We start from the raw sequence: 19,587 nt of genomic DNA, 5'->3' as shown, positions 1-19,587 counted from the left end.
ATGGACGATAGTACAATTTTTGATAAAATCCATGAAGTGGATTTGAAGAAAACCATGGAAGAATCGTATATCGATTATGCCATGAGCGTTATCGCTGCAAGAGCTCTTCCGGATGTGCGGGATGGTTTAAAGCCTGTACAGCGAAGAATTTTGCATTCCATGGTGGAATTGAATAACGGTCCGGATAAGCCACATCGTAAATGTGCCCGTATCGTCGGTGATACAATGGGTAAATATCATCCACATGGTGACAGTTCTATCTACGAGGCACTCGTAAAGCTGGCACAGGAATGGAATACAAGATATCCACTGGTCGATGGACATGGTAACTTCGGATCCGTCGATGGGGATGGCGCGGCTGCGATGCGATACACAGAGGCACGTCTCTCCAAGATTTCGATGGAGATGGTTGCGGATATCAACAAGGATACGGTTGATTTTGTACCAAACTTTGATGAGACAGAGAAAGAACCGGTCGTACTTCCAAGCCGTTATCCAAACCTGCTGGTCAATGGTACAACGGGTATTGCCGTAGGTATGGCAACAAACATTCCGCCTCACAACCTGCGTGAGGTCGTAAATGCGGTCGTTAAGATCATTGATAACCGTGTGAATGAGGACCGTGAGACAGAAATCGAAGAAATCATGGAAATCATCAAGGGACCGGATTTCCCAACGGGTGCATCTATCCTTGGTACAGCCGGTATCAATGAAGCATATAGAACCGGTCGTGGTAAGATTAAGGTACGTGCCGTATCCGAGATCGAGCCGATGGCAAATGGAAAGCAGAGAATCGTTGTTACCGAGCTTCCATACATGGTAAATAAGGCAAAGCTGATCCAGAAGATTGCAGAGCTTGTCAAGGATAAGAAGATTGAGGGTATCACAGCTCTCCGTGATGAGAGTTCCCGTGAGGGTATGCGTATCGTGATCGAGCTTCGAAAAGACTGCAATGCGAATATCGTGCTGAACCAGTTATACAAGCACACACAGATGCAGGATACATTTGGTGTAATCATGCTGGCGTTGGTTGATGGACAGCCTATGGTATTAAATCTCCTGGAAATGCTTGGATATTATATCAAGCATCAGGAAGAGGTTGTCACAAGAAGAACGAAGTTTGACTTGAACAAAGCGGAAGATCGTGCTCATATCTTAGAGGGATTATTGATTGCCCTTGATAATATTGATGAGGTTATTCAAATCATCCGTAGTTCCAAATCCGTTGCCGATGCAAAGCTTGCATTGATCGAGCGTTTCGGTTTGTCCGATGCACAGGCACAGGCAATCGTGGATATGCGTCTGCGTGCTCTGACCGGTTTGGAAAGAGAGAAGCTTGAGAAAGAATACAGAGAATTGATGGAACTCATCAAAGAGTTGAAGGCAATTCTCGCAGATGAGAAGTTGCTCCTTGGTGTAATTAAGGAGGAAATCCTGATTATCGCAACAAAGTATGGTGATGACAGAAGAACTTCTATCGGCATTGATATGGATGATGATATCACAGTCGAAGATCTGATTCCGAAGGAAAATGTTGTAATCGCTATGACAAAGCTTGGCTATGTAAAGCGTATGACAATCAATAACTTCAAGAGCCAGAACCGTGGTGGTAAGGGCATCAAGGGTATGCAGACGATCGAGGATGATTTCATCGAGAATCTGTTCATGACAACGACGCACCATTACATCATGTTCTTCACGAATCAGGGACGTGTATATCGTCTGAAGACATATGAGATTCCGGAATCCGGACGTACCGCAAGAGGAACTGCAATCGTCAATCTGTTACAGCTCCAACCGGATGAAGTGATCACAGCAGTCATTCCAATTCGCGAGTACCATGAGGGAAGATACCTGATCATGGCTACAAAGAATGGTATGATCAAGAAGACAAAGATTACCGAGTATGCAAATGTTCGTAAGTCCGGACTTGCTGCAATCACCCTGAAAGAGGGCGATGAGCTGATCGAAGTAAAGGCAACGAACAATACGAAGGATATAATCCTGATCACAAAGCAGGGTATGTGTATCCGCTTCAATGAGAAGGAGGTTCGATCAACCGGACGTACATCGATGGGTGTGATCGGTATGAGTGTCGCTGGTGATGATGAAGTCATTGGAATGCAGTTAGACACGCAGGGCGAAGCACTTCTGATCGTATCCGAGAATGGTCTTGGTAAGCGTACACTTGTCGAAGAGTTTACACCACAGCACCGTGGCGGTAAGGGTGTGAAGTGTTACAAGATCACAGATAAGTCCGGAACGGTTGTAGGATTTAAGGCGGTCAATGATGATAACGAGATCATGCTGATTACCAATCAGGGTATTGTAATAAGACTCCTGTGTAAGGATATCTCTACATTGGGCAGAATTACAACCGGTGTGAAGCTCATCAACATGGATCTGGAAAGTGACATTACTGTTGCAAGTATTGCAAAGGTTCGTCAGAAATCTGCAGATGAATCCGAGTCCTTGGAAATTATGGAACGCGAGATGAATGAGGCAGATAATGAAGAAGGTAATGTAGAAGAGCCGGAGAGTCCGGAAGATAAGTAAGTCGTGAAAAGAGGGAAAAGCGATGAACAATAGTATTAAAGAGGGCTTGGAAGGTCTTTCCAAGATGGATGGCGTATCCAATTTCTTATATGCACTTATGTACTGGATAGGTGTTATATTTGTATTGTTATTTGTGACATACATTTTCGTATCCATTTATATTCGTGTGCAGAATAAGAAACGCGGGATTGATACGAAGGATAAAGACGATTATCTGGATGATTAAAAAAAGGGCTGCTATATGAGAAATCGTGTAGCAGCCTTAGTATGTTAAAAAGGAGTAAACCATGCGAACATTACACACAGACAAAATCATTGAAGCAGTGAAAGAAATGTGTATCTCAGCCAATCTGTATCTCGCAGATGATATGGATGGCAAGATACGGCAGGCGGCAAAAGAGGAAGACAGCACGCTCGGCAAGCAGATCTTGAATCAGTTGATTGAGAATATGGAGATTGCCGGAGAGGATAAGACACCAATCTGTCAGGATACAGGAATGGCAGTGTTTTTCGTAAATGTCGGACAGGATCTGCATATTGAAGGAATGAATCTTACAGATGCCATCAACGAAGGTGTGAGAAGAGGATATACCGAGGGATATCTGCGGAAATCTGTCGTGAGAGATCCACTCTTGCGTGAAAATACCGGAGACAATACACCGGCAATCATCCATTATGATATTGTACCGGGAGATCAGCTGGAGATCACGATTGCACCGAAGGGCTTTGGAAGTGAGAATATGAGCAAGGTGTATATGTTGAAACCGGCAGATGGGGAAGAAGGAATCCGTCAGTCCGTGCTTGCAGCTGTGAAGGATGCCGGACCAAATGCATGTCCTCCGATGGTAGTCGGCGTTGGACTTGGCGGTGATTTTGAGCTTGCGGCAAAGCTTGCGAAGAAAGCACTCACAAGACCGGCAGGTTCACATTCGGAGAAGGCACATATTGCGAAGCTCGAAGATGAGATATTGGAGCTTGTGAACAAGACTGGAATCGGACCGGGTGGACTTGGAGGAAAGACAACGGCGCTCGCAGTCAATATTGAAACCTATGCAACACATATCGCAGGTATGCCACTTGCAGTCAATATGTGCTGTCATGTAAACCGCCACAAGACAGTTGTGTTGTAGAAATATAAATGATATGGAAGAAATGACAGAGAAAAATGTACAGGAGATTGGATGGATGCATGTGTAAGTTATAAACGAGAATCATCGTGTCCGAAAGAAAGGAGATATGTACTTGGGAAAGGTTTCAAATTATATCAACCAGAATATGGCGAAATTCAAGCAGATTTACATACGTTATGTTGCGAGTATTTTCTGTGCGTTTATCATAGCGGTTGTGAGTATCATAGCAAATCAGAAAAAAGGGTTTGACATAGAATCTATCGTGACTGTGTGTTCTATCTGGCTTGCCGGGAATTTTCTGCTTGAGAGTCTGTGGAAGAAAACAGCAGAAGAAGCACAGAAAAACAAACGGAAATGGCTGATTGGCTATGTCGTAACGTTTGTGATTGCCATAATATTTAAGGTTTTATCAGAGATGATTAAAACGCAGAAAGCGGATATACCGAATCTGATATTTGGAAGTATCCTGTATTTTTACATTGCGTGCATGGTGCTTCTTGCAATCTATGTATTACTCCGGCAGCAGAAATTGGATCTGCCACATTGCATCGGACGAATTATATTCGCATTGCTAAGGGCAGTTGGCGTCTATCTTGTGTTAAATATTGCAGTTATCCTGATTCTTGAAATTATAGATGCATTGCTTGTGGATATAGATACGTTCAGAGTGGAGCTGAATATCCAGTTATTGCTGAGTGCACTTGCGTATTTCCCAACCTGTCTGCTTGCTGTATCGGACACAAGCGAAGATAACGCGGCATTTACGAAGAAATTTGTATCGTATGTGCTACTTCCATGCGTGTGGATTGCGATGTTCGTAATTTATCTCTATGTGGTAAAAATCTTTGTGACGCAGGAGGTTCCGAGCAACGAGATCTTCGGCATCTGTGCGAGTCTTTTTGCGATTGGTATGCCAATCTGGATGATGGCATCCGGGTTCGTGGAGGAGAAGACTTCACGTTATGCGAAACTTATTTCTATTACGAAATATATCTATGCACCGTTTATCCTGCTTGAGATTTATTCGATGTCAGTACGTGTCAAAGCATATGGACTGACGGAGCAGCGATATGCGGCGTGGATGTTTATCTTGCTGCAGATTATCTATATTCTGTGGGAGAAAATCTATGCACGGTATGCAAGACTTGCAGGCAGGAAAAAAACATATACGAATCAGGCAGATACCGGTGATACAGGAACAGAACATGCAAATGAAATAAATCAGACGAAAACACAAATAAACTGGCACTATGAAAATCTGATTCTAGTCTTAGTTGGGTTTTTATTTGTCGGGCTTCTGCTTCCATTTGGAAATGCGCAATATCTGTCGTATCAGTCACAGAAAAGCCGGTTAGTTAAGAATCGGACATTGGATATGGAAGTGGCTGCGGAAGCATATGATTATCTGAAGACAAATGCATATGGCAGACGATACATAAAGACTAATCTCACGGAAGCGGAGCAGGATGAATTACATAGTATGATGTATGATGGAGATGCGTATGGCAGTGACCAATGGAAATCTGTATATTTTTATGCAGATCCGATGGAAGAGGGTGGATTGGCCGTCCATGGTTATGAAAAAATCTATGGGGTAGAGGAACATTGGCGGGATGAAAGTTCTGTTCAAGAATATGAGAGCAAAACAATCATAGCCGGAGACAATGTATATGAGAATGTAGATCTTACTTCCTGCATTTCGTATTATAAGGACTTGGAAGATGAAAATGAAAATCAGGTCGTAGATGAAAAAGACAAAGTCTACGAAATTCAAATCAGTGATACAGAAAAACTGATTATAACGTCTATCAGTTTTGAAATCGATGATGAGCAGACTATGATAAAAAGAATGTTTATAAAGGGATATATGCTGACGAAGTAAATACAATAAAAAATAGGAAGCGCGCTGATGCGCGCGTAGGTCATCACGCTGACGCGTGGTGACAGAAAGTGGAGGATTAGAGAATGGAACGACATATTGCAGTACCATTTAGCGAAGAGGAATTAAAGGAGCTTCATGCAGGAGATTATATCTATCTGACCGGCACAATTTACAGTGCCAGAGATGCTGCACACAAGCGGATGTATGATGCTATCTGCGTGGAGCAGGAGAAACATCCGCAAGTGGATTATACCAGTGCAAAGCTGTATGAGGATAAGATTCTGCCACTGGATATTACAGGAAATACAATCTATTATCTTGGACCAACACCGGCAAAGCCGGGACAGGTGATCGGTTCTGCCGGACCTACCACAAGCAGCCGTATGGATAAATATACGCCGCTTCTGCTTTCAAAGGGGTTGAAGGGTATGATCGGAAAAGGTAAGCGCAGTCAGGCAGTGATTGATGCAATCGTCAAGGAAAAAGCTGTGTATATGGCAGCCGTTGGCGGAGCGGGCGCACTGCTGTCCAAGTGCATCAAGGAGTCAGAAGTGATCGCTTATGATGACCTTGGAACCGAAGCAATCCGTAAGATGCGCGTCGAGAATCTTCCTGTTATTGTCGTAATCGACAGCGAAGGACACAATCTGTATGAGACGGCGGTTGCAGATTATCTGAAGGAGCATAATTAATATGGCAAAAAATAAAGTTAAAGTCGAATATGACGTAGATATGGAAAAGGAGCGCAGGAAGAAACAGCAAAAAAACGGAAAAACAGGATTTGCTATCCGCAGATCAAACATTCTTCTGTATGGGTTGCTGCTCGTTGTGGAAGTATTGTTTTATTATTTCCTGACACCGGCAATCAATGTACATACCTCTGGATTCTGGACATGGGTGATACTTACGCTTGCGGCAATCGGATGTTGCTCCTTTGATTTTAAAGGAACACGTATTACCAAGAAAGGAAATATCAAAGAAGCCGTTGGTTCGACGAAGGTGGTAATGGTTTCATTTACTGCAATTCTTGTGTTAATGATAGGGCTGATTATAGGTGGACTAGCATCCTCCGAGCTGTTCCGTGCATCCAAATATGCAGGAATCATAATGGTAGAAGACGGCGATTTTGCAACGGATGTGCCGGAAAGTGAGAATATCAATAACATTGCACTGATGGATACGGACAGTGCGAGAATCATCGGTGATCGTTCAATTGGTTCCCTGTCTGATGTTGTCAGCCAGTATCAAGTGAGCGAGACATACAGCACCATTGATTATAATGGTGTGCCGATGAAGGTTGCACCGCTTGAATATGCGGGATTTATCAAATATCTGAATAATAAAGATGCCGGAATTCCGGGATACGTGCTTGTTGATCCGGTCAAAAATGAGGCAGATTATGTGAAGCTTGAAAAGCCGATTCAGTATTCTTCCTCTGCATATTTTGGCAAGAATCTGCAGCGGCATGTGCAGCTTTCTTATCCGACGTATGATTTCAACGGATATTATTTTGAACTCGATAACGAAGGAAATCCATATTATATCTGTCCGGTATTAAAGCCGAATGCAGGGTTATTTGGAGCGAAGGACGTGAAGGGAATCGTGCTCTGTGATCCATGCAGCGGGGATTGTGAATATATGGATCTGGGTGATATTCCAAATTGGGTAGATCGCGTGTATGATGGTGATCTCTTATGTGACCGGTATAACTGGTATGGTATGCTGTCAGGTGGATTCATTAATAGCAAGATTGGAAACAAAGGCTGTAAGGTGACAACCGATGATTATGGTTACAAGGTGATGGATGGCGATGTGTGGGTATACACAGGTGTGACATCCGTCAATGGTGACCAGTCGAATATCGGATTCGTGTTGATGAATTCAAGAACTGCGGAAAGTAAATATTTTGCAATCGCAGGTGCAGAGGAGCATTCGGCAATGTCTTCTGCGGAAGGGCAGGTGCAGAACCTTGGGTACACGTCATCATTCCCATCTCTGATCAACATCGGAAATGTACCGACGTATATCATGGTACTCAAAGATAACGCCGGACTCGTAAAGATGTACGCACTTGTCAATGTTGAAAAATACAGCATTGTAGCAACCGGAAGCACGCAGAAGGAAGCACTTGCCAGCTACAAAAAGCTGCTTGCCGAAAACAGCATTGCGACAAATGGAAATGATGTCAGTGAAGATACGCTGAGTAAGAAGATTACAGTCACACAGATTCGGTACATCACAGTAGAAAATGAGACATATGTGTATATCACAGCGAAAGATCGTTCTGTCTACAAACAGAATTTCGCAGAAAATGAGAGCCTGATCAAGATAGAGACTGGCGATGTGATTACGGTGCATTATATGGAAAGTGATGATGGCGTAAATACGCTGATTTCTTATGAATAATTTGTTGGAATAAAATAATAAAAAATAGGAATACATTATACTAAGGGTATATAATTACCCCTTGACATTTGCTGCAATATTTGGTATTCTAATTTAGCGTGTTGACGCGGAACTAAATAACACCGATTGGTAATATGTGTTTTTTAGGCATTGGAGATGTACTCAAGTGGCTGAAGAGGCGCCCCTGCTAAGGGTGTAGGTCGTTCGCGCGGCGCGAGGGTTCAAATCCCTCCATCTCCGTTTGTAGATTACGGATAAAATATTGAAAATAAGTCTTGACTTGATTGGAAATATTTCATATAATCTACTTTGCGTTTAGTTAAATGCAATGATATATTCCTCGATAGCTCAATGGTAGAGCACTCGGCTGTTAACCGAGTTGTTGTAGGTTCGAGCCCTACTCGGGGAGCTTTTAAAAATATTATATGGCGTGATAGCCAAGTGGTAAGGCAGAGGTCTGCAACACCTTCACCGCCGGTTCAAATCCGGCTCGCGCCTCTATAAGAACCTTGATTCTTCGAAAGTGGAATCAAGGTTTTTTTGTTGTTAAGATTCGTAAAGAATCAATTGTATGATTGATATACAATCTGAAATTTAGTATGATATAAAAGAAACGTGGTTGGTATAAGGGGGCAATATCTGTTGAAACGTAGAATCTTTAATTTGGTGAGTATTATTTCTATCCTGACAGCCATCATGTGGCTGTTCTTTTTCTCACTTGTTCATAATATGGATCAGGAAGCGAAGAAATCAGAGGACATTATAGTAATTGAGAGGGAAGAGATTTTATAGATGATACATATATTTTTATGTGACGATGATAGCAGTTATTTAGAATATCTGATTGAAATAGTTGATAGCTTTTTTCGGCAAAATAATATAGAGGCAGGAATAAAGACATTTACAGATGGGGAGAAGCTTCTGGAAGAACCGGAGATGGCAGATATCGTATTTCTGGATGTGGAAATGCCGGGGAAAAGTGGAATTGAGGTCGGACGGAGGATCAAAGAGAAAAATCCATATGCACTGATCTTCATTGTATCATTTACGGAACAGTATCTGGATGATGCGATGGACTTTCAGGTGTTTCGGTATATCGAAAAAGCATCTTTGCCGGATCGAATCGAGCGGAATCTGAGGGATGCGTTGGTGGCGTATCGGAATACGAATCCCAAAATCACAATTATGCAGAATGGAGAGACGATTGTCTGTCGGGAAGCAGACATTGTTATGATTGAGAATCAAAGGCGTTGTGTGTACGTATGCACAAAGGATGCGAAGTATGAAGTGAAGGGAAAGCTGGAGGATTGGGAGCAAAAACTGAATCAGGTAAGATTTTGCAAATCTCATACGAGTTTTCTGGTAAATCTGGATTATGTGAGCCGGTTTACAAAGAATGAAATAATTCTGGCGAAAGGAATGTATAGGGCACATATATCCAGGCGCATGTATCCGAAATTTTGTAAGAAATATGAAGAATATCTGCAAAGGGGATAAGGGAAAGCTATGAAAAGAAAGGTATCTGAAATTCTATTTTTCGTGCAGGGAATCGTCATATTTTTTCTGATTGGATTTCTTATTTTTATAAATAATATGGATCAAGCCCTGCCTTATGTATGGACGCGTGTGATTGTAATTGTGCTTGGTCTGATAATTATAGGTTTGCTATGCATCTATAATTATGTATACAAGAAGGAACAGAGGGTAAAACAGGAACAGGTCCGATTGCAGGAAGTTCTGATGGTTCGCGAAGAGAATCAGGCATGTCATGCGGTGATTCACGATACAAGGCATTTTCTATACACGGTACAGAGTTTATTGGAACATGAAGACATTGAGGAAGCGAAGAAGCTTTTGCAGGATTGCGCGGATGTGAAGCTTACGAAGAAAAGGTTTTGTAATCGGGCGGTGTTAAACGTGATCCTGCAATATTATCAGAGTGTATGTGATAAGGCAGGAATATCATTGACGGTTGATATTCGGGAAGCTGTGCTATCGGATCTGAGTGACACGGAGATGACAGTGCTATTCGGAAATCTGCTGGAAAATGCGTATGAAGCGGCTGGTAATCAGGGATTTATCGAATTACGTGTGGATGTGAACGAGCATTCCGGCATGACGGTTATAGAAGAAAAAAATTCGTATCTTGGGGAAATAAAGAAGGATAAGGCAGGAAAACTCATCACGTCAAAAAATAAAGAGGAGCATGGAATTGGCATGCAGAGCATAGAGAAAATCGTGCGCAGACATGAGGGGGTATATATCTATGATTTCGATAAGAATACACACATATTCCGTTCAAAAATCGCATTGCCTGACCGAAAGTGTTAAAATTTCGACCATTTGTGCAAGATATCTTGATTATTGAGTATGTAACGATGATACTTATACCAGAATGGGTGCAAAAACGGCATCTTATCATGCAAAAATCGATGACAGGGTTGATAAACGGAGTGGCAGAGCAGATAATCAAGTATAGTTGAGAAATCAAGTTATTCCAAAGCTATAAAAGCGGGTACAGCATTTGAAAAAATTAAGGAAAGTAATATATAATACCAATAAAACAATATGGACAAAGAGGTAGGCTTTAATGCAGGTTATAGTCTGTGATGATGATATTGAGAATTTAAACGAGATGATACAGGTCTGTCATGATGTGCTGTCAAAAGGAACGGAGGTTCGCGGCTTTTCAGATGCCAGCATGCTAGCGGAAGCATTGCAGGCAGGCATGGTGCAACCGGCACTTTTGCTTTTGGATATTGAGATGCCGGCACTTACGGGTTTGGAATTGCGAGAGCAAATGGCTTCGAAGCTGCGTATGACAGATATTATCTATGTAACATCGCATGAAGAAATGATGGAGGCTGCATTTGGGCGAAATGTGATCGCGTTTGTCAGAAAAGTGGGAAATTGGGACAGGCTGTCAGAGGTCTTGCATAATTTTCAGCAGGAGCATCAATGCATGGTTGACGTGACGTGGAAAAAAAAGGTTTGGCAGATAGATGTATCCCAGATATTATACATACAGTCTGCGGATAATTACAGTCAGGTGGTCTTTTATTTGCAGGGAGAGCTTGTGCAGGCATTGCAGTCTTATACGATGAAGGAGTGGGAGCGGATTTTACCGGAACAGGGATTTTGCAGGATATCAAGATTTGTGATCGTGAACTATGCGTATGTCGAGGATATCCAGAAGACATCTCTAATTATGGAAGATAGTATGCGTTTTAACATACCAAACGGAAAGGTGAGGAGGCTGCGACAGGAATATATCGCATATGCGCGGGAGCATGAAAGAGTTTTATAGGGATGTTTTTATTGTGTTTTTTTATTAATTGCATAAAGCTGATTAAGGAAACCACGGTTTCTGCGTGTGTGTTTGGCTATCATAGAAAGAAACAGGCACGGAATTTGTGCCTGAGAGATGCAGTTCTTACAGGAGGATTGCTGATTATAGGAACATTTATAGAAACAGAGTTTCTGCATGAGAATGCGATTGTGCTGATTCCGATTATAAATGGAGTTGCATTTTATATCTGGAAGCGGCAATCTATACGAGAATCCATAAAGGCATATGTGTTGTCTTATATGATCGTAGAGGTTGTGGATTCAATTCTATATGTATGCATTGCACTTTTAGCAAATGTAAGTGTCAATGACATCGGGTTTTCCGATCCGATCATGGATGGAATCTGTTCATTGCCGGGACTTTTTTTGTGGGCGTTGATCTATAAGCTGCAAAAGAAAAAGTCGGATGTGTGGACGCTTGTAAACCGCAATTTTGGGGTGTTGTTCGCGGGAGGCATACTTGCGGCAGTTCAGGTTTCATTTCTGACCTATATTGTAGGGGATGGGGAGATCAGGAACGTGGCAGGCGAGACCTATGTTGTACTTATGATGCTATTTGGCTCAGCTGTTATTGTATGTGCGTATTTGATCTACATAGGAAAGCTGAAAAAAAGGAGCGACCGACAGGCAGAGCAAATACGAATATTTGAGCGGGAACAGAAGCTGACCAGAGATTATTATGTACAGTTGTATGAGAAAAATGAGAAAACGCGGGCGCGACAACATGAATTTCGGCACATGATGCAGACGGTGCAGGACCTGCTCAAAAAGGGAGAAATCGCACGAGCGACTGCGATGGTTGATAGTTGGAATCATATGGAAGCAGAGCCGTCGACATGCATATATTCCCAAAATCGGATTGTGGATGCTGTGATTTCGGGCGTGCTTGGAGCTGCGATCTTGAAAGAGCGGATTCAATTTACTTATCAGGGACGACTGCCGCAGGAGCTTGGTGTTGAGGATTTAGATCTGTGTTTTCTTTTGTCGAACATACTGGAAAATGCAAAGGAAGCCGTTGAGAAAATCCCTCTGGATATGGGAGAACGGAAGATTCATCTTATGATTGGAACCTATAAGAATCTGGTTTTCCTTGATTGCATAAATACGATTTTGCCTGAGGAGAAATTGTCTGCGGAGACAGATAAGGATTCGGAGTGGCATGGATTTGGAATTCATAATATTCATAAAATTGTACAAAAATATGATGGAGAGTTTGAACTTTCCATGGAGAAAAATACAGCGGCTGCACATGCCGTTCTGCATAAAAATCTCTAAATCAAACATGCTGTATGCATGGTTTGGGGATTATTGTTGTATAAAATCTTCGCTTGGCGGAAAAAACTTTCGTTTGGCGGAAGTATTGTCGAAAAATCCCCGGAAATTATTTAAACTGTAAACAAAAACAAAGGAAGGGAAACAAGGATGAGTGAGGAAAAAATATTTGATGTAAATTGGGAAGGGGAGCGCAATATCTCTGAGAACCCGCAGGCTTTTAAGATGTATAGTTATCCGCCTGGGACGATACGTAACATGTCTGTTCCGGGATTTATAATATGGCTGGTACTGTTGCTTGGATCCATCGGAGGGTTCGTATATGGAGCATGGATGTGGATAACCGGAGACTACGAGAACGAAACTGTAGTCAGTACGCTGCCACTTGTATGCTTTGTCGTATTTTTGGGTGTTACAATTTACAAAAGCACGTATAAGCAGAAGCTTATTACATATACAGATGTGCTGCATGTGGTATTCGTGGATCAGGCACGTCGGGCATATGTCGTGCATCTGAACGAGGATGCATTCTTAAATGCAACCGGCTTGTCCGGATATAAGATCCAGCAGGTTCAATCACAGGGCGTAAGTATGACGCATGTCGGACAATCCATGGATCGCATGGATATGGAAGTCAAGGCAGGCAAGATGATCAAGCGAAAGGACTTTTTGCTGAAGCGGATTCAGGAGAAGCCGGTTTTTCAGGAGATGATGAAAGACGGCAGCTTTGCGAAGGTGGCACTGCCGGTGGAAAAGGTGCTGAAGCTTAAAAATCCGGGAGGATATTTTACAGTTACCTATGCATATAGATGGAACGGTGCTGAGTATACAGATAAGGTTCGTTTCTATCACTCTATGAAGGATTATAAGGAGCTACTTGCTTATTTTAAGGAGCGGAGCAAGGAGCAGGCGTAGGTTAGCTGGAAGATACGGAAATAGTCACGACTTTTCTTTGCAAAAACGGCATCTTATCATGCAAAAATCGACATAAAAACCGAAATTGGAGGGTATTCATGGGTAAAAGACGAAAAGCTATAAGATGGCTGGTAGCGATCGTAATCGTTGCCCTGATCGGCGGTGTGACCGCAGTAGCGGTTGATAGAAGGATACGAGAACAAGTGGAAGAAGAGTACTTGGATCGGGTAATGGAAATGGTCAATCTAAATGGGTGGTATCGAAAAGCACTGTCGATTACAGGAGAAGCTAAATACAGTTGGGATGGAATAGAATATCCGGAGGGGATGTATATAGATAAAAAGTCAATCTATACGCAAATTCTTTATATTCGGTTATTTACAACCAAATATAAAGAAATGGAGTATTCGGACGTGGATCAACTGCTACAGGAATACGAAGCGTTTTGTGAGACGGGTCAGAAATCGGAAATGCTGGATGAATTTAACATGGCTTGTGAGTATGCATCAAGTGGTGCGCCGGGAATTAATCCCAGCGATATACCCTTTTATGTGAGGCGGATGGGAACAGGTGCCCTGAAAATTGAGAACGGAAATGTTGTTGAAATTAAAAATCTGGGAGATGAAATTTACGACATGGATATTGGTGATGATGAATGGCTGGAATTGTGCAAAAAATTTGAGGAGAATAGTGAAATTCTATTAGACTGGATGCGTGATTAAATGGCGGGGTGTTCCAACAGATGAGGAGATTTTATGAGAAAGAAAAGAATATATATAAAAGTGCTTGCCATTGTAGCAACAGTTTTTGTGATAGGTGTGATAATCACAAAAACTGTAGATAAAAGGCGGCAGATATATTATGAACGAATATCGGAAATGTTGGATGCAAACTGGAATTATCAACACGATCTGTCAATTGAAGGAACTCTGGATTTATTTTCTTTCGATTTCGATCTGGATGGCATAGATTGGAGGAGCATGTCTGTGGATCGGTATTTAATTTATGCGAGAATTCTGGAGATTCGGTTATTTGTGCCGGAATATGTGATTGATTACACGGGCATCGATTCGTTGCTGGAGGAATACGATTCGTTTTGTAATACGGGGCGGAATTCTAAAATACTTGATGAATTTCATAAGGGCTGCGAGATGGCAGCTGCACAGGTATCTGAGAAAGGAATACAGTTTGATGATATCGTTAATATGATGGCATGGCTTGGAAAGGGTAAATTAAAAATTGAGAATGGAGAAATGATAGAAGATAAAGAGACTGGGGAAGGAATCTATTTATCCGATTTTAGTGATGAAGAGTTGATGGAGCTTTGCAGGACGTTTGAAAATAACAGTGATGTAATAATAGATTACATGATGGAAAAAGAAAAGCTGAAAGAAATGGAGAAAAATGAGAAGGGTTAATTCGAGAAATATATATTTTTTATTGTTATGTCTTTGCCTGCTAATATTTTGTGGCTGTGGAAAAAAACAGGTAGAGACGACTACAGAAGAAATGACTACAGAGGAGCCTGCCACGACAGAAGCATTGGAGACGGTAGCACTGAAAGATGCGGAAATTGGTGACATCGTACAGATGGGAACCTACGAACAGGATGGAGATCCGGAGACAGAGGATCCGATCTGCTGGGATGTGCTGGATAAGGATGGGGATGCTATGCTGCTCATATCCCATGATGTGATTGCCTATCAACGATTCTCGGATAGTTTTAAATGTGTAATATGGGAGGATTCGCAGATACGGTCGTGGCTGAATCAGGAGTTTTATGCAGAGGCATTTGACGAGGCGGAGCAGGCAAGTATACGGGAGACTACGCTGGAGAATCCGTCTACGGTGGGATTTGCTGCGCATGTGGACCCATCCGGGGATGTACAGGTACGGGAGAGCAGACCGGATACAAAGGATAAGATATTCCTGCTGAGCTGGAAGGAAGCGGAGCAGTATTATGGAAATTGCTTAACGGATGCATCTGCCCTTGGGCGAAAACCATCGAGAGCAGTATTGCAGAAGCGGGAGGCGATATTTACAGATATTATAATCGAGGAGCTTCCGGCGATGTATCCATATTCCCGGCATCTGGCTGATGGTACGGAGCGGTTACCGTGGATGCTGCGGTCAACGGGTATGAAGGATTACAATATTTTGGTGATTGGATACGAGGGAAAATGGGATCAGGACTATCCGGATTCTTATAACGGCGTTCGACCTGTAATGTGGGTGAACGTGGGCGATTAAAAATGGGCGGATGTTCCTAATGTCGAAGGGAGTAAAAATGTCTCTAAATCGGAAAGAAAAGATCGTTATATTTGCGATAATGCTCTTCGCCTGTGTAATTGTAGCCGGAAGCAGGGTATATGAGAAAAAACAATCGGAACCAAAGGCGAAGAACCGTTTTTTTGAGAATCCATTTTCTGAGGTTGATCCAGGCATTGATCAGCAGAGCGGTAATTATGCCAATGATGCGCTGGTTGTAGACGGCTATGTGTATTTCTACAAAAGCCGGGTGAAGCTTGGAAACTATGACAAGGTAGATGAGCTGGAGAAATGCGGAAACAATGTGATTTACCGGTTGTCTCCGGATGGTACATATGAGGAATTTTATACATTTGAGGAAGGAGATGCGATCTATTATAGTATCGGTTCCAAACTTTACTATTATGAGGGATATTTCTATATCCAGATTGAAAACCGGATTTACCGCATCAATAAAGAAGGCACTGAGGCACAGGTAATCTATGAGAATGTGGGCGGATATGACAGTTACGTGATATTTGGTATCCGGGATCATTATCTGGTGCTTCAAAAACAGACGGAATACTATTATCTTGATATGGATACATGGGACTGGAGCCAGCCGATAGAGGTTGGACGTATGCGGCATCTGGTGAATGTGCGATGTTCTTATGAAGCGGTCAGAAGAAATCAGTTGATCTGCTTTTTTGAGAATGTTATCTACGGAACGGAGAAGGAAGAACCAATCGGTGTCTATTTTGAAAGCAATATGTTATATGGTAGTGATTTTGCATATCTACATGATTTACGTGTCTATGATGAAGATGCGGAGGAAAAAGTATGTGTTGCAGGAAGTGTGTATTGCCTGAATGTTTACAAAAGAGTCATGTTCTACGCACAGAAGGTGGATGATTCTATCTGCATAAAATATTATTCGCTGGAGGACAAGCAGGAAGGCGAACTGATCACGATCGATGCGGGAGCGGATAAGGCGCTAAAATCGCTCGTTGTCAGTGATGATTATATCATCTATGATCTGGGACCAAAAAAGGAGAAAGAAGCTGTCGATACGCGTGTAATCTGGAACCGGCAGACGGGGGAGATACAGCAGACAATCGAGTATTAAGCAGGGACGTAGTTTCTGTCTTAACATGGGAGGAAATAACAATGGAAGAGAATACCGAAAGAGACGAAGTCTATGAGCAGTTTATGCAGGATTTGCAGGCAAAAAAGAAAAGACGGGTAAAGAGTACGATCAAAGAAGTAATCATGGTTGTGATCGTACTTGGGGTAATTGGATTTGTCGTTTGGTTTCTGACAGATCCGGAGGCATCGGAGAAGGTAAGCCTTCGAAAAGAGAAAGAACCAGTTGCTTATGCGGACATTCCATTTACGACGAAGGATGTATCCAGTATGGAATTTGCGATTGCCGGAAAGGTTATGACATTTCCGTGCACAACGACAGATCTGTATGACGCAGGGTATAGCATGAATGAAAGTGATGCGAAGATCATGCTGGGAAAACCAGCCTCTCTGATGATAGATGGATATAAGGCATATGAGACAGCAATCTGCAAGATGGAGGCACGTGATTTTAAGGGGGAGTTTGATGTATCGGTAATCAATACAGGTACGAAGGAGACAGCCGCGATGAATTGTCCGATTCAGACGATATGGTCTGACGAACAATTTATGTTGTGCAATGGACTCAGTCAGGCAAGCACGTATGAAGAGATACTTGCAGCGATGGGAAAACCGGATGAAGAAAAAGAGATTAGTTCTATGAAGGATCTTTATTACGAGTATAAGACGAATATTGGAACCTGTACAATTATCTTTTCATTCCGCGGTACCTATACCGGAATGGAGGGTAAAACCTGTGATCGGATTCGGCTGACGAGAGATTGAAAAGGAATTATTTGATGGAAAAACAAAAAGATGAAGTATATGATACAGGGGTGAAGGGAGAATGGGATGTCTTTAAGTCGGGAACAAAAGATAATTATATTTGCAATTATTCTTGTTGTCTGTACAATTGGCGGCAGAGTGTTTTACAAGCATCATTCTGAACAAAAGGCAAAGAACCGGTTGTTTGAGAATCCGTTTTCCGGAGTCAATCAGGAGATCAATTTGCAAAGTGGAAATTATGCAAATGAGGCATTGGTTGTAGATGGCTATGTGTATTTCTATAAAAGCCGGGTGAACCTTGGAAACTATGACCATGTAGATGAGTTGAAAAAATGCGGGAACAATGTGATTTACCGGTTGTCTCCGGATGGTACATATGAGGAATTTTATACATTTGATTATGGGGATGCAATCTATTATTCTGTCCGTTCAAAGCTTTATTATTATAATGAGTATTTCTATATTCAGATAGGAAATCGAATCTATCGTATCGACAAAGAAGGAACCCGTGCGCAGATCATTTATGAGAATATGGGTGAAGGTTCGCTGGCATTTGGAATCCGTGATCATCATCTGGTGCTTCAAAAAGCGCGCCAATACTACTGTCTGAATCTGGATAAATGGGATTGGAGTCAGCCGATAGAGGTTGGACGTATGCGGCACCTGCTCAATGTAGATACGGAACAACTTTTCGATTTATATGAGGGCGTTATATATGGAAGCAGATATGAACTATCAGACAACGCGGTAGTTTTATTGGATCATCAATTAAAGGTTTGGAATGAAGAGGAAAAGGAATTGGAGAAGATTGCATCTGACGTGTATTGCCTGAATGTTTATAAAGGAGATGCCTTTTATGCACAGAGCGTGGATGATGTCGTCTGCATAAAATACAGATCGTTCGATGGTGAGTCGGAAGGCGAACTGTTTACGATTAACCCAGATGAGAATAAGAGGATAAAATCGCTGGTGGTGAGTGATGATTTCATTATCTATGATCTGGGACCGGACAATTATGAAGATGGTGTGGATACGCGGGTAATCTGGAACCGGCAGACGGGGGAGACACAGGATACGATCGTGTATCGGTAAAGGTGAGATAGTATTCGGCTGAGGTGGAGATGCAATTAATAGTTATAATTTAACTTATTGAGGTAAAGGATTATGAAAAAAAGGGTAGTTAAATTGATTGTATATGTTCTTTTTCTTGCTTTTATTGTATGCACGCTAACAAAATATATAAAACAAAAAAAAGAAGAACGAGAGAGTTATATAAGAAGTGCAAACAGTGAATATCGGGAGTGTCTGGCGATAATGGGGGCGTGTACATCTGATGAAAGAGGTGTAACATACTCTGACAAAAAAGGTATCAACATTGGAACACTTTATGAGAAAATTGCGTTTGTTCGTGTGTTTTATCCTCAATACCGGATAGAGTATGACTCGATAGATGAACTATTAAGTAAGTATGATAATTTTTGCAAAACGGGAAAACGACAAGATAAATTGGATTTGTTCTGTTCTGCTTATGAAGAAGCAATATTTCAAGCGGATTCGTTCCATATGTCCTATCAAAATATGTCAGCTATTATATATGAATTAGGAATTGGCTGCATTGTCATTGAGGACGGAAGGGTTACCAAAAAATCAGATATGAACTTGGTCGATTTATCGGATGAACAGATATTAGATGCCTGCAAATATTTTGAGAAATATAGTGATGTAATAATAGACTGGTGGATGGAATTTAAGAAGCAAAGCAGTGAAAACGGGGGAGCAATATTCAAATGATTAAAATAAAAAAATATATGGTCACAATCGGTATTGGTGTAGTTCTGTTGTCTGGCTGTGGAAAAAAACAGGTAGAGACGACTACAGAAGGCATAGCATGGATGTTGCGATCGACAGGAGGCGCTTGAGGTA

20 protein-coding genes and 3 tRNA genes are annotated in these 19,587 nt (G+C 41.9%); all 23 read left to right on the top strand.

The features are described from left to right. The 23 genes from gyrA (at position 1) to ACZQK9_RS03895 (ending at position 19,583) form a co-directional block, all read left to right on the top strand. On the top strand, positions 1-2,556 hold the full coding sequence (gene gyrA / locus ACZQK9_RS04005; RefSeq protein ID WP_483269699.1) for a DNA gyrase subunit A: 2,556 nt from the start codon (positions 1-3) through the stop codon (positions 2,554-2,556). Positions 2,557-2,578: 22 nt separating this feature from the next. Beyond that, entirely contained in the window at positions 2,579-2,782 is a 204-nt protein-coding gene (locus ACZQK9_RS04000) for a hypothetical protein (RefSeq protein WP_483269698.1), read from the top strand. Between the two features lie 61 nt (positions 2,783-2,843). Then, positions 2,844-3,686, top strand: a complete 843-nt coding sequence (locus tag ACZQK9_RS03995; protein ID WP_483269697.1) for a fumarate hydratase — start codon at positions 2,844-2,846, stop codon at positions 3,684-3,686. Between the two features lie 112 nt (positions 3,687-3,798). Further along, entirely contained in the window at positions 3,799-5,568 is a 1,770-nt protein-coding gene (locus tag ACZQK9_RS03990; RefSeq protein ID WP_483269696.1) for a DUF4153 domain-containing protein, read from the top strand. An 83-nt stretch (positions 5,569-5,651) separates the two neighbouring features. Beyond that, positions 5,652-6,260 (top strand): Fe-S-containing hydro-lyase, encoded by a 609-nt coding sequence (locus tag ACZQK9_RS03985; RefSeq protein WP_483269695.1) that lies wholly within the window; start codon positions 5,652-5,654, stop codon positions 6,258-6,260. A 1-nt stretch (position 6,261) separates the two neighbouring features. Further along, positions 6,262-7,974 (top strand): hypothetical protein, encoded by a 1,713-nt coding sequence (locus ACZQK9_RS03980; protein ID WP_483269694.1) that lies wholly within the window; start codon positions 6,262-6,264, stop codon positions 7,972-7,974. 152 nt (positions 7,975-8,126) lie between these two features. Next, positions 8,127-8,214 (top strand) — tRNA-Ser (locus ACZQK9_RS03975). A 97-nt stretch (positions 8,215-8,311) separates the two neighbouring features. Continuing rightward, positions 8,312-8,383: transfer RNA gene (locus ACZQK9_RS03970), tRNA-Asn, on the top strand. An 18-nt stretch (positions 8,384-8,401) separates the two neighbouring features. Further along, positions 8,402-8,472 (top strand) — tRNA-Cys (locus ACZQK9_RS03965). 144 nt (positions 8,473-8,616) lie between these two features. After that, positions 8,617-8,766: a hypothetical protein gene (locus ACZQK9_RS03960; RefSeq protein ID WP_483269693.1), complete on the top strand. Its 150-nt coding sequence runs from the start codon at positions 8,617-8,619 to the stop codon at positions 8,764-8,766. Continuing rightward, positions 8,767-9,471, top strand: a complete 705-nt coding sequence (locus ACZQK9_RS03955) for a LytR/AlgR family response regulator transcription factor (RefSeq protein WP_483269692.1) — start codon at positions 8,767-8,769, stop codon at positions 9,469-9,471. A gap of 9 nt (positions 9,472-9,480) precedes the next feature. Then, complete coding sequence (locus tag ACZQK9_RS03950) at positions 9,481-10,305, top strand: ATP-binding protein (protein WP_216508206.1); 825 nt, start codon at positions 9,481-9,483, stop codon at positions 10,303-10,305. A gap of 259 nt (positions 10,306-10,564) precedes the next feature. After that, the gene (locus ACZQK9_RS03945; protein ID WP_483269691.1) at positions 10,565-11,281 is read left to right on the top strand and encodes a LytR/AlgR family response regulator transcription factor; all 717 of its coding nucleotides are present in this window, start codon (positions 10,565-10,567) and stop codon (positions 11,279-11,281) included. A 2-nt stretch (positions 11,282-11,283) separates the two neighbouring features. After that, complete coding sequence (locus tag ACZQK9_RS03940; protein ID WP_483269690.1) at positions 11,284-12,597, top strand: sensor histidine kinase; 1,314 nt, start codon at positions 11,284-11,286, stop codon at positions 12,595-12,597. A gap of 147 nt (positions 12,598-12,744) precedes the next feature. After that, positions 12,745-13,509, top strand: coding sequence for a hypothetical protein (locus tag ACZQK9_RS03935; protein WP_483269689.1), 765 nt, complete (start codon positions 12,745-12,747; stop codon positions 13,507-13,509). A gap of 98 nt (positions 13,510-13,607) precedes the next feature. Then, the gene (locus ACZQK9_RS03930; protein WP_216508223.1) at positions 13,608-14,231 is read left to right on the top strand and encodes a hypothetical protein; all 624 of its coding nucleotides are present in this window, start codon (positions 13,608-13,610) and stop codon (positions 14,229-14,231) included. Positions 14,232-14,264: 33 nt separating this feature from the next. Continuing rightward, positions 14,265-14,927 (top strand): hypothetical protein, encoded by a 663-nt coding sequence (locus ACZQK9_RS03925; protein ID WP_483269688.1) that lies wholly within the window; start codon positions 14,265-14,267, stop codon positions 14,925-14,927. 91 nt (positions 14,928-15,018) lie between these two features. Next, the gene (locus ACZQK9_RS03920; RefSeq protein WP_483269687.1) at positions 15,019-15,759 is read left to right on the top strand and encodes a DUF6273 domain-containing protein; all 741 of its coding nucleotides are present in this window, start codon (positions 15,019-15,021) and stop codon (positions 15,757-15,759) included. A gap of 37 nt (positions 15,760-15,796) precedes the next feature. Continuing rightward, the gene (locus ACZQK9_RS03915) at positions 15,797-16,882 is read left to right on the top strand and encodes a hypothetical protein (protein WP_483269686.1); all 1,086 of its coding nucleotides are present in this window, start codon (positions 15,797-15,799) and stop codon (positions 16,880-16,882) included. A gap of 41 nt (positions 16,883-16,923) precedes the next feature. Then, on the top strand, positions 16,924-17,664 hold the full coding sequence (locus ACZQK9_RS03910; protein WP_483269685.1) for a hypothetical protein: 741 nt from the start codon (positions 16,924-16,926) through the stop codon (positions 17,662-17,664). 66 nt (positions 17,665-17,730) lie between these two features. Continuing rightward, positions 17,731-18,756 carry a hypothetical protein gene (locus ACZQK9_RS03905; RefSeq protein WP_483269684.1) on the top strand — a complete coding sequence of 342 codons (1,026 nt, stop codon included), beginning with the start codon at positions 17,731-17,733 and terminating at the stop codon, positions 18,754-18,756. Positions 18,757-18,828: 72 nt separating this feature from the next. Beyond that, positions 18,829-19,455 (top strand): hypothetical protein, encoded by a 627-nt coding sequence (locus ACZQK9_RS03900; protein ID WP_483269683.1) that lies wholly within the window; start codon positions 18,829-18,831, stop codon positions 19,453-19,455. Continuing rightward, positions 19,452-19,583 (top strand): hypothetical protein, encoded by a 132-nt coding sequence (locus tag ACZQK9_RS03895; RefSeq protein ID WP_483269682.1) that lies wholly within the window; start codon positions 19,452-19,454, stop codon positions 19,581-19,583. The genes ACZQK9_RS03900 and ACZQK9_RS03895 overlap by 4 nt, the downstream gene beginning before the upstream one ends. Positions 19,584-19,587 lie beyond the last annotated feature (4 nt).

The sequence above is a fragment of the Wujia sp. genome (assembly GCF_056872695.1).
The sequence above is the reverse complement of the archived record's forward strand: the minus strand, read 5'-3'. Positions and strand labels throughout refer to the sequence as shown.